Origin of the sequence: Flavobacterium sp. (assembly GCF_041911335.1) — a bacterium.
Taxonomy (GTDB): domain Bacteria; phylum Bacteroidota; class Bacteroidia; order Flavobacteriales; family Flavobacteriaceae; genus Flavobacterium.
On the sequence record NZ_JAYRPD010000038.1, the window covers coordinates 1 to 11,603 of the forward strand.

10 protein-coding genes, 1 tRNA gene and 1 pseudogene are annotated in these 11,603 nt (G+C 33.6%); 1 reads left to right on the top strand and 11 read right to left on the bottom strand.

From position 1 onward, the window contains the following. Positions 1–122 (top strand): annotated as a pseudogene (locus ACE3PD_RS06015) (IS982 family transposase); the annotation flags it as partial. Positions 123–162: 40 nt separating this feature from the next. Here ACE3PD_RS06015 and ACE3PD_RS06020 read toward each other — a convergent pair. From ACE3PD_RS06020 to murD, 11 genes are all read right to left on the bottom strand, one after another. After that, a complete protein-coding gene (locus tag ACE3PD_RS06020) occupies positions 163–579 on the bottom strand; it encodes a CBS domain-containing protein (protein WP_291109158.1) in 417 nt (138 codons plus the stop codon). A gap of 75 nt (positions 580–654) precedes the next feature. After that, positions 655–1,509: a zinc-dependent peptidase gene (locus ACE3PD_RS06025; RefSeq protein WP_374400552.1), complete on the bottom strand. Its 855-nt coding sequence runs from the start codon at positions 1,507–1,509 to the stop codon at positions 655–657. An 86-nt stretch (positions 1,510–1,595) separates the two neighbouring features. Beyond that, positions 1,596–1,669 (bottom strand) — tRNA-Arg (locus ACE3PD_RS06030). A 69-nt stretch (positions 1,670–1,738) separates the two neighbouring features. Continuing rightward, complete coding sequence (locus tag ACE3PD_RS06035) at positions 1,739–2,188, bottom strand: GatB/YqeY domain-containing protein (RefSeq protein WP_374400554.1); 450 nt, start codon at positions 2,186–2,188, stop codon at positions 1,739–1,741. A gap of 111 nt (positions 2,189–2,299) precedes the next feature. Then, the gene (ftsZ, locus tag ACE3PD_RS06040) at positions 2,300–4,288 is read right to left on the bottom strand and encodes a cell division protein FtsZ (protein ID WP_374400556.1); all 1,989 of its coding nucleotides are present in this window, start codon (positions 4,286–4,288) and stop codon (positions 2,300–2,302) included. An 11-nt stretch (positions 4,289–4,299) separates the two neighbouring features. After that, positions 4,300–5,676 (bottom strand): cell division protein FtsA, encoded by a 1,377-nt coding sequence (gene ftsA, locus ACE3PD_RS06045; protein ID WP_374400558.1) that lies wholly within the window; start codon positions 5,674–5,676, stop codon positions 4,300–4,302. An 8-nt stretch (positions 5,677–5,684) separates the two neighbouring features. Further along, the gene (locus ACE3PD_RS06050; protein WP_374400560.1) at positions 5,685–6,407 is read right to left on the bottom strand and encodes a cell division protein FtsQ/DivIB; all 723 of its coding nucleotides are present in this window, start codon (positions 6,405–6,407) and stop codon (positions 5,685–5,687) included. Continuing rightward, a complete protein-coding gene (murC, locus tag ACE3PD_RS06055; RefSeq protein ID WP_374400562.1) occupies positions 6,394–7,740 on the bottom strand; it encodes a UDP-N-acetylmuramate--L-alanine ligase in 1,347 nt (448 codons plus the stop codon). Before murC ends, ACE3PD_RS06050 begins: the two co-directional genes overlap by 14 nt. 71 nt (positions 7,741–7,811) lie before the next feature. Continuing rightward, a complete protein-coding gene (gene murG, locus ACE3PD_RS06060; RefSeq protein ID WP_374400564.1) occupies positions 7,812–8,897 on the bottom strand; it encodes an undecaprenyldiphospho-muramoylpentapeptide beta-N-acetylglucosaminyltransferase in 1,086 nt (361 codons plus the stop codon). Then, the gene (locus tag ACE3PD_RS06065; protein WP_374400566.1) at positions 8,897–10,252 is read right to left on the bottom strand and encodes an FtsW/RodA/SpoVE family cell cycle protein; all 1,356 of its coding nucleotides are present in this window, start codon (positions 10,250–10,252) and stop codon (positions 8,897–8,899) included. The genes murG and ACE3PD_RS06065 overlap by 1 nt, the downstream gene beginning before the upstream one ends. Before the next feature lie 16 nt (positions 10,253–10,268). Continuing rightward, entirely contained in the window at positions 10,269–11,603 is a 1,335-nt protein-coding gene (gene murD, locus ACE3PD_RS06070) for a UDP-N-acetylmuramoyl-L-alanine--D-glutamate ligase (RefSeq protein WP_374400568.1), read from the bottom strand.

Sequence of the window (11,603 nt, forward strand, 5' to 3'; positions counted from 1 at the left end):
AATCTTTTGAAGGTTTTAAAACTAGAATTTTAGCAAAAATAACCTCTCTAACATTAGTGCAATATATCAATAAATTTATCTTTGACAGACCAATTAATAATATCAAAATTCAAATCATTTAATTTCACCCAACGGGTTAATATTACTATATTTATTACAAAATTAGTATTGATTTATCAAATATTTAATTAAATCTGTTGTCGTAATTATCCCTACCAATAACTCACCTTCACAAACAGGAAGTGCATGAAATTCTTTTTTAGCTAAAATCTCGGCTGCTTCTTTAATTGTTGTTTCAGGAGAGATAGAAACTATTTTTTTAGCCATAACTTGTTCTACGGTAAACATATTGTAAACTGTTGTATCTACATCATCCTCGTCATCAATGGCGTCGGCAAAGGAAATTCGCAGCAAATCGGTATAACTCAACATCCCTACAATTTTGTTACTGTAAACAACAGGAATGTGTCGTATATGATGCTTTTTAAATAGCATTTCAGCTTTAGTTAAATCATCTGATAAATTTAACTTTACTACATTTTTTGTCATTATTGTTGACACAGGAACCTTTTGTTTCATGATGTTGATTATTTATTGATATAAAGCTACTCAATAATTGAAAACCAAAACATGATTTATATCAGATATTTTTATCTAATTAACGATAAAATATTTCTCATTATAATTAATCATTTGCTTAACTTTCAAAAAGATAGAAGGAAATTTCAATTTAAATTCTTCTGGAGATTCAAAAAAATACTCTAATAAAACCGCTACAAATTCAAATTGATTTTCATAAGCATAATCTCTTAAAAATCCTGATGCAACTAAGCGTTGTTTGACTTCAGGTTTTGAAACCACTCGGAATAAATTTTGAAGTGATTCATTAAATAAAACAAAAGTTGCTTTATCACTTTTAAGCGCATAAATATGAAAAGCGTGTGTAAACTCATGCAATCCTAAATTCAGATTATCATTTGTAATATCAATTCCTTCTTTGAAATGTTTCCATGAAAAAACTACAGATTCCATTCTTGGATTGAATTCGCCTTTATGGTAATTGTCATTTTGAGACGAATAATAAATATCTGGATAAATAACGATTCTTTTAAAAAGTGGATTCAAATATTCGCGCATTCCAAATGTTAACATCACATAAGTTGCAGAAATAGTTACTTTCATTTCTTCAGTAACTTCAATATCTCTTCCTTCAAAATTGTAATGAAAAATTAACTTAGCTACTCGATGTTCAAAATAACGCTTGTATTTGGGCTTTAATCTATTATAAAAATGAAAATTAGAAGTTAAAATATGCTTCCTAGAATCGCTTAACTTTAAAAAATTCACATTTGCAAATACGACTAACGGCTTTTTATAATTTCGCAAATAAACAATCTCTGTAACATAAAATGCAAAAACAAAAAATATTGTTGCAAAAGGCGCTACCACTATAAACATACCAATATAATCGGCTAAAAATAATTCGTATTCAACAGGTGGCGTTTGCATAAGATTGGGAGTATTCTACAAATAACGTAAAAATAATGTTTATATGAAATAAAAAAACACCAAGCTATATTGGTGTTGTAATTACGTGACTTCGAAGGGAGTCGAACCCCCAACCGCTGGAGCCGAAATCCAGTGCTCTATCCAGTTGAGCTACGAAGCCTTTTTTGAGTGAAAAGTGATAAGCAAATTTGGACTTTTCACTTATCACTATTTACTTATCACTATTTTATTAAGCCAATAACTTCTTTACAATTCCAGAAATCACTTTTCCTTCTGCTTGCCCTCCAATTTGAGCAGTTGCTAAGCCCATTACTTTACCCATAGAAGCAATTCCTAAAGCACCAGTTTCTGCGATGATTTTTGAAATGATTGCTTCTACTTCTTCTTCTGATAATTGCGCTGGTAAGAATTTTTCGATTACAGCGATTTGTGCTAATTCTGGTTCTGCTAAATCAGGACGATTTTGTTTTGTAAAGATTTCAGCACTATCCTTACGCATTTTTACCAAACGTTGTAACATTTTGATTTCTTGATCTTCTGTTAACGTATCTGTTGCTCCTGCTTCTGTTTTGGCCAAAATAATTGCTGATTTAATTGCTCTTAACGCTTCTAAAGCCACACTATCTTTTGCTCTCATGGCATCTTTCATTTGATCCATGATTTTTACCTCTAAACTCATATATTTATGTTTATTGTTTGTGAATTATTGTTTTAAAAATGCTATGCAAAAGTAATAAAAAAACCCGAAAATTGCTCTTCGGGTTTTATGGGTAGGTTAGTTTGTAATAGATTAATCTACATTATCGTGAAGGAACGAATTGTTAGAACGAAGTTGGATATCATCGTTACTATCGATTCCTAATGACATTCGAGACTGATTGCTGTTGTTGTTAGGTTGTGATGCCACGTCTAACCCCATTCTTTTATATGCAGGAACTCTTTCAAACTCATCAATTTGGGCAATATTGTTGAATTTATGATTGAATTCTTTCATCTTTTTTTTACGCTCTTCTGCTCTGAATTTCAATGTTTCTTCGATTGACATTTCTAATGGAGAAACGTTGTCTAATTTGATTTCGTCTTCCAACTTTTGAACATTGGTTTTCATAGTGAAATTTAACTCCTCATCAACTGGTTCGTTAACTACTGCAACTGGTTTTGAAGCTACTAATTCTTCTTCTTTTTCTAAGTAATCTTCTAATGAATATTTAATAATTCCGTTTTGATTTACCTCAGTAACTGGAACCACGTTGATAGGATCTTTAACTTCCATTTGGCGTGTTTCAGGAGTTAATTCGAAAACAATAGTACTTTCTTGTGTTACTTCTTTTACTTCTTCTTTTGTTGCGAACAAATCGAATGAAAAACTTATTTCTTCTTCTTTTGCTACTACAAACTCAGGATCTTTTACTTCGATTTCTCTGATTTGTGGTGTGATGATTTCGAATGTTGGTGCTACATTTGGTGTAATTACTTCAAACGTTACATCAATATTTTTAATCAATTCAGAAGTTGGCACTAAATCCATTGCTGGAGTTACTGGCGTGTGAATTTCAAACTTTGGCTCCTCAACTTCTTCTTCTAAAGTGAAAACAATTTTTTGCTCTACTCTTTCGTCACAAATAGGATTGATGATATCTGCTTTAACCTCTTCTACTTTTGGAGTTTCAAAAATTGGATTATTTACAGTGATGTTTGAAGTTGCCTTATTCATTAATTCGTGAACAATTTTTTGCTCATCTTCTAAGGAATGAATTATCTTCTTTGGTTCCGTATTCACGATTTCAGCTTGTTGTTCTACATTGAAACCTGTAGCGATAACCGTTACCGAAATAGCTTCACCTAAAGCTTCCTCTTCACCAACTCCCATGATGATGTTCGCATTATAACCTGCTTCTGACTGAATGAAATCATTGATTTCTCCGATTTCATCAATTGTGATTTCGTTAGCTTCATCAGTTCCAGAAACGATTAATAACAATACGTTTTTAGCACCTGTAATTTTATTATCATTTAACAAAGGAGAATCTAAAGCGCTTGAAATGGCTTGTTTTGCTCTATCTGGTCCAGACGCTGTTGCAGAACCCATGATAGCGGTACCACTATTTGATAACACCGTTTTAGCATCTTTAAGGTCGATATTTTGAGTATAGTGGTGTGTAATTACTTCAGCAATTCCTCTTGATGCAGTTGCTAATACTTCATCCGCTTTAGAGAAACCCGCTTTGAAACCTAAGTTTCCGTATACTTCACGTAATTTATTATTATTGATAACAACTAAAGAATCTACTTGTTTACGTAAACGTTCTACTCCTGCTAACGCTTGCTCAGAGCGAACTTTTCCTTCAAATTGAAAAGGAATCGTAACAATACCCACTGTTAAAATGTCGCGCTCTTTTGCTAATTGCGCAATTACTGGAGCTGCACCCGTACCTGTTCCGCCACCCATTCCTGCGGTGATGAAAACCATCTTGGTGTTGCTGTCCAACATTTTTTCAATTTCGGCAATACTTTCAATAGCAGATTGTTGACCTACTTCAGGATTAGCACCAGCTCCTAAACCTTCAGTAAGATTAACACCTAACTGAATTTTATTTGGTACTGGGCTGTTTTGCAATGCCTGAGAATCAGTATTACAAACTATAAAATCAACACCTTTAATACCTTGTTTAAACATGTGGTTAATGGCATTGCTACCTCCACCACCAACGCCAATCACTTTGATTACGTTAGACTGGTTTTTTGGTAAATCGAATGAAATGTTTCCAAATTCTGACATAGTATCTCCTTTTATTCTGCGTTATCTAAAAATTCTTTAATCTTATCAATGTATTTATCAAAAAACGAACGTTTGATTTTATCATCTGTTGTTTCGTGTTTGATAGGCTGAGTTGCTTTTGGCTCCTCTTTTTCTTCCTCAACAATTGGCTCTTCAACCACAACTTGAGGACGAACCACTACTGGTTCTTCTTTTTTCATTTCTACAAACGGAGTAGCACTTTTCGTATTATTCCGAATACTGTTCATTACTAATCCAACCGCTGTAGCGTATAATGGACTTGACAATTCTTCATCTGAATCTCCTGCCAAATGCTCATTTGGATATCCAATTCTAGTATCCATACCTGTAATGTATTCAACCAATTGTTTGATGTGTTTTAATTCTGCACCACCTCCTGTTAATACAATACCTGCAATCAATTTGTTCTTTGGATCTTCGTGTCCGTATAATTTAATTTCAGCATATACTTGTTCTATGATTTCCACTACTCTAGCGTGAATAATTTTTGACAAGTTTTTCAGCGAAATTTCTTTTGGTTCTCTACCTCTTAATCCCGGAATAGAAACGATTTCGTTATCTTTATTTTCACCTGGCCAAGCCGAACCAAAACGTGTTTTCAATAACTCTGCTTGTTTTTCGATGATTGAACATCCTTCTTTAATATCTTCCGTAATTACGTTTCCTCCGAAAGGAATAACGGCTGTATGACGAATGATTCCATCTTTAAAAATGGCTAAATCGGTTGTTCCTCCACCTATATCAATTAAAGCAACTCCTGCTTCTTTTTCCTCCTGACTCAATACTGCATCAGCCGAAGCCAATGGCTCTAATGTTAATCCAGACAATTCTAATCCGGCACTTTTGATACATCTTCCTAAATTACGAATCGAAGCCGCTTGCCCAACTACTACGTGAAAACTAGATTCTAATCTTCCACCGTACATTCCGATAGGCTCTTTAATTTCAGCTTGACCGTCGATTTTAAATTCTTGTGGCAATACGTGAATAATTTCTTCACCTGGCAACATCGCTAATTTATGAACTTGTCCAATTAGCGTATCAATATCAGCATCACCAATTACTTCTTCTGCATTTGGGCGACTGATATAATCACTATGTTGAATACTACGGATGTGTTGTCCTGCAATACCTACAACTACGTCATTAATTTTATAACCTGAATCATTTTCAGCATCTGTAACCGCTTGTTGAATCGATTGAATGGTTTGTGTAATATTATTTACAACACCTCTGTGAACACCTAAACTTTTTGATTTTCCTATTCCTAGAATCTCAAGCTTACCGTATTCATTCTTCTTCCCTATCATCGCTACAATCTTAGTTGTACCAATGTCTAATCCTACTGCAATGTTGTCTTTGTTCATAACTTCTCCTATTTCTTACAAACCACTTGTTGTGTAAACATCAAGTTTACTTCTTTATAATTTTTAATCAATGTATCTTTAATAGCATGATGGTAAAAAGCTTTGTAATTCTTAAACTTTCTTTCCACATTTTTTGGTTGCCCAAATACTATTTTATAATCATAACTTCTGTTGGTTAATACCACATTTCCAGAAGGCATAATTTCAGCAGCCGTAATGTTTTTGCTTAAGAAATCGTCTTTTTTGATTTCGTTAAACAACTTCAAAAATGGCTTACAATTTTCTTCACTAATTGCGCCGACAACCAGCGGAACACGTGCCGAAAAATTTTCCGACAATGACATTCTATCTCCTTTTGAATCAAGATAATAGCTTTCATTATCAGTAATAACTCTTACGATTGGGGTCTTTTGAGTAATACGCGTATTTAGAAATCCGTCTGCTGTTGAAAAAACTTGTGCTTTTTCAATCATCTCGTGATCATCGAGAACAGTTTCTAAAGTATTCAAATCTACTTTATCTTTTTGTATTGATGAAGTACCTCCTAAATTTTGTATTAACAAGTTATTAACCATTTCATGTGTTAAAAACATATTCTCATTTGACTCAAATTTGATATCTATCTTACTGATTTTACGCTGACTATTTCTCTTTGACGAAAAAGAGTACAGGAAAATCATAGCAAAAATGATTAACACCAATCGAATAGTATGCCAATTAATTCTTCTCATGAAGCGCTTTTTTTAGGTCTTTTACTAACTCACCAATGTCGCCCGCACCAATAGTTACGAACACATCTGCGTCTGAATTTTTAAAAGCCGTGAACAACTCGTCTTTACTCACTAATTTCTTATTTTGATTGTTAATTTTATTCAACAACCAAGTAGAATTTACACCTTCCATTGGCAATTCACGAGCCGGATAAATTTCCATCAATAAAATTTCGTCGAATTGACTTAAACTTTCTGCAAAACCATCTACAAAATCTTTGGTTCTGCTGAACAAATGAGGTTGAAATGCTGCGATGATTTTTTTACCCGGATACAATTCACGAACCGCTTGATGCACAGCGTTAATTTCCGTTGGATGATGTGCATAATCATCAATATAAACTAATTTTTCTTCTCTAATTTGGAATGAAAAACGTCTTCTTACTCCTTTAAAACTTGCTAAAGCTGCACTAATTTTTTCATTTGAAACGCCATAAGATTTCGCCATAGCAAACGCTAATAATGCGTTTGTCAAATTATGATGACCTGGCAAACCAAATTTCACATTTTGAACTACTTCGATTGGAGTTTTCACATCGAATACATAAAATCCGTTTTCAATTCGGATATTTTGAGCTGAAAAATCAGCATCGTTATTAACTCCGATAGTATTTCCTTCCAATGGTAATCCTTTGATTACGTATAAATTTTCCCTTGGCGTTTTGGCTGCGAATTCTCTGAATGATTCTTCAATACTTGCAGCATCACCATAAATATCTAAATGGTCGGCATCCATAGAAGTTACACAAGAAACATTTGGATGCAGATGCAAGAACGAACGATCAAATTCATCTGCTTCTACCACCGTAACTGTTTTTCCTGAACCGATTAAGTTAGAATTGTAATTCTCCACAATTCCACCTAAAAAAGCCGTTACATCTACTCCACTTTCATACAAAACATGACCTAAAATACTTGATGTTGTTGTTTTCCCGTGTGTTCCAGCAACAGCAAAACAATAGGTGTCTTTTGTTATGATTCCTAAAACTTCAGCACGCTTTTTAATTGTGAATCCTCTTTCGATGAAATAATTCCATTCGGAATGCGAAACTGGAACGGCTGGCGTTACGATTACTAATGTATTTTCGACATAGAAATCAGTTGGAATTAAATTGATATTATCTTCAAAATGAATTTCTAAACCGATTGCTTGTAATTCATCTGTTAACTGCGTTGGTGTTTTGTCATAACCCACTACTTTTTTTCCAATGTATTGAAAATAGCGAGCAAGAGCACTCATTCCGATGCCTCCGATACCGATGAAATAAACGTTATGTATTTGATTTAGATTCATATTTTTTTGTTTCAGGTTTCAAGTTTATTTTGTTTCAGGTTTTACAACTTGAAACTTGGAACTTGAAACATTTAAACTAATTTCATTATCTCTTCAACAATATCTTTTGTTGCGTTTGGTTTGGCTAATTTCTTTATGTTTTGACTTAATTCTGTTTGTTTATTTTCGTTTGAAATTAAATCAGAAAAAACTGTTTCAAATTGGGCATCTAATTCTGATTCTTTAATTAAAATAGCTCCGTTTTTATCTGAAATTGCTTTAGCATTTTTGGTTTGATGATCTTCGGCAACATTTGGTGATGGAATGAAAATTGTTGGCTTACCCACAATGCATAATTCCGAAACAGATGATGCTCCTGAACGAGAAATTACGATATCCGCAGCAGCGTAAACCAAATCCATTCTGTCAATAAAAGCTACTACTTGAACGTTATCTTTTTCATTATATTTTGAGTAATCGTTCAAATATAATTTTCCGCATTGCCAGATGATTTGAATGTTCTGACTCAACAGAAAATCCAATTCTTTTTCTATCAATTGATTAATTCTTCTAGCACCTAAACTTCCACCTAAAACCAATAATGTTTTTTTATTTGCATCTAATTTAAAATAAGCGATAGCTTCACTTTTGCTTGCTTCGTTAATCAAATCTTGACGGACAGGATTTCCAGTTAAAATCATTTTATCTTTTGGAAAAAATCGTTCCAAATTTTCGTAAGCCACACAAATTTTATTCGCTTTTTTAGCCAATAATTTATTCGTGATTCCTGGATACGAATTTTGCTCTTGAATTACTGTTGGAATATGCAACATCGAAGCTACTTTCAAAACCGCGCCACTTGCAAAACCTCCAGTTCCAATTACTACATCAGGCTTGAAACTTTTAATGATTCGGAATGAATTCCACATACTTGAAAGCAGTTTGAATGGAAACATAGCATTATCTAAAGTCAGTTTTCTTTGAATTCCCGAAATCCATAATCCTTTGATAGCATAACCTGCTTGAGGCACTTTTTGCATTTCCATTTTATCTTTGGCACCTACAAAAAGAAACTCCGCTTCTGGAAAACGAGATTTTAATTCGTTCGCAATCGCAACCGCTGGATAAATATGTCCGCCAGTTCCACCTCCGCTTATTATGAATCTTGGTTTTTTCATTACTTTTTATTTAAAACTGCGTTCATTGGATTTTGTCCGTTTACTAACACATCTCCGTTTTCATCCTCAATTAAAGATTCTCTAATCGAACTTTTAATATCGTTTATTTTTTGCTGATTTTCATCGGCATCTTTCTCTTCATTCAAAGCCACTTGCGCATCGATAATTTGTTGTAAAGCTTCATCACGTTTACGTTTTTCTTCTAAGTCTAAAGCAACTTCTTCTTCTTTCTTAGTAACACTTAAAATAATTCCGACAGCAATACATGTCATCCAAATGGAAGTTCCTCCACTACTAATCAATGGTAAAGGTTGCCCTGTTACTGGCAATAATTCTACAGCAACTCCCATATTCACAAATGCTTGGAATATGATTGGAAATCCGAGTCCGATGATTAATAATTTTCCGAATAAACTCGTAGCCTTTTGAGCATTAATCATAAATCGAATTAATAACAACAAGTACAATCCGATAATCGTTACTGCTCCGACTAATCCCCATTCCTCAACAATAATTGCGAAAATAAAATCGGAAGAAGATTGAGGTAAGAAATTTTTCTGAACACTTTTTCCTGCTCCTAATCCAATTACTCCACCAGAAGCGATGGCAATTTTTGCTTTCTCAATTTGGTAATCATCTTCGTTTGGTGTATTTTTTGTAAAACGCTCAATACGATTTTCCCAAGTACTAACCCTACTGAAGAATTTATTATCAGGAAAAGCTTTTGCCAAAAGCAAGAATAACAATAATGCAGCCATTCCCATACCTAAAACATATCCTAAATATTTTAAAGGATATTGTCCGATGAAAATTAACATGCAAATCATCGCAAAAATTAAGGCTGTTGTTGAAAAATTGGCTGGTAAAATCAGTACTAAAACCGCTCCAACAGGCACCCATAATTCTAAAAATGATTCCTTAAATGAATACACTTTATCACTAACCTTTGCCAAATAACGCGCCACGTAAACCATTATAACAATAAATGCCAAAGTAGAAGTTTGAAAACTCACTCCTACAAACGGAATTTGAATCCAACGACTTGCGTTTGCTCCACCGATTTCAGTTCCTTTAAACAACGTGTAAACCAACAACAAGGCTACTAAAGGAATACCAAAAATGGATAAGGCTTTGAAGTAATGATAAGGCATTTTGTGAATCCAATAAATGATTACAAAACCCAACAAAACATGAATAGCGTGCTTAATTAAATGTCCGATGGTAGTTCCGTTTCCGATAACGTAAACCAAGTTGGTACTAGCGCTATATACTGGCAAAAAAGAAACCAAAGCCAATAGAAAAACTATAGCCCAAATGGTTTTATCTCCTCTTATTTTACCAATGATATCGAACATTTTTTTATTTTTTTTTTTACAAATTGTGAACTGCTTGTTTAAATTGTTTTCCTCTGTCTTCGTAGTTTTCGAATAAATCGAAACTTGCACATGCTGGTGATAACAAAACACTATCTCCTTTTTCAGCTAAACGTTGTGCCAATTGAACTGCTTCAGACATTGAAGTGGTTTCTACCATAACATCAACTACATTATTGAATGCATTAATGATTTTTGTATTATCAACACCTAAACAAACGATAGCTTTAACTTTTTCACGAACTAACGGCATTAATTCATCATAATCATTTCCTTTATCAACACCACCTACAATCCAAACCGTTGGAGCATTCATACTATCTAACGCATAAAAAACTGAATTTACATTCGTAGCTTTAGAATCGTTAATATATTGTACCCCTTGAATTTTCAATACTTTTTCTAATCGATGTTCTACTCCTTGAAAATTAGTCAAGCTCTCTCTGATAGTTTGTTTTCTAATATTCAACAATTGCGCTACAGCTGTTGCTGCCATTGCATTTTTAATATTGTGTTTTCCTTCTAGTGCTAGTTCGTTGATTGGCATAGTAAATACTTCGTTTTTAATGGTACTGTTGATATTGTTGTCTTCTATATATCCTCCGTCGTTTTCAGGTTTTCCTGTTAATGAAAAAGGAACTTTATTTGCTTTAATCTTGTTGTTTTTTAACCAATTTTGAATCGCTTCGTCTTCATTGTCATATATCAAATAATCTGCTTCTGTTTGATTTTTTGTAATTCTAAATTTGGAATCGATGTATAAATTGTAATCGTAATTGTATCTATCTAAATGATCTGGACTAATGTTGGTAATAATCGCAATATGTGGTTTGTAATTGATAATTCCATCTAACTGAAAACTACTCAACTCCAACACATAAATATCGTGCTTGTTTTCGGCTACTTGCCAAGCGAAGCTTTTTCCAATATTTCCAGCTAATCCTACATTTAAACCACCTTGTTTTAACAAATGATACGTCAAAAGCGTTGTGGTTGTTTTTCCGTTACTTCCTGTGATTCCGACTGTTGTGGCATCAGTAAATTGAATAGCAAACTCGATTTCAGAAATTACTGGAATTCCATTTTCGGTTAGCTTTTTTACAATCGGTGCTTTTTCGGGAATTCCTGGACTTTTCATTACTACATCGGCATTCAGAATTAAATCTTCTGTGTGCTTTTCATCTTCCCAAGCTATTCTATTAATCGTAAGAACTTCTTTATAATTTTCTTTTATTTTTCCAAAATCCGACACAAAAACATCGTATCCTTTTTTCTTTCCTAAGATGGCGGTTCCTACTCCACTTTCGCCTCCGCCTAAAACTACCAGTCGCAT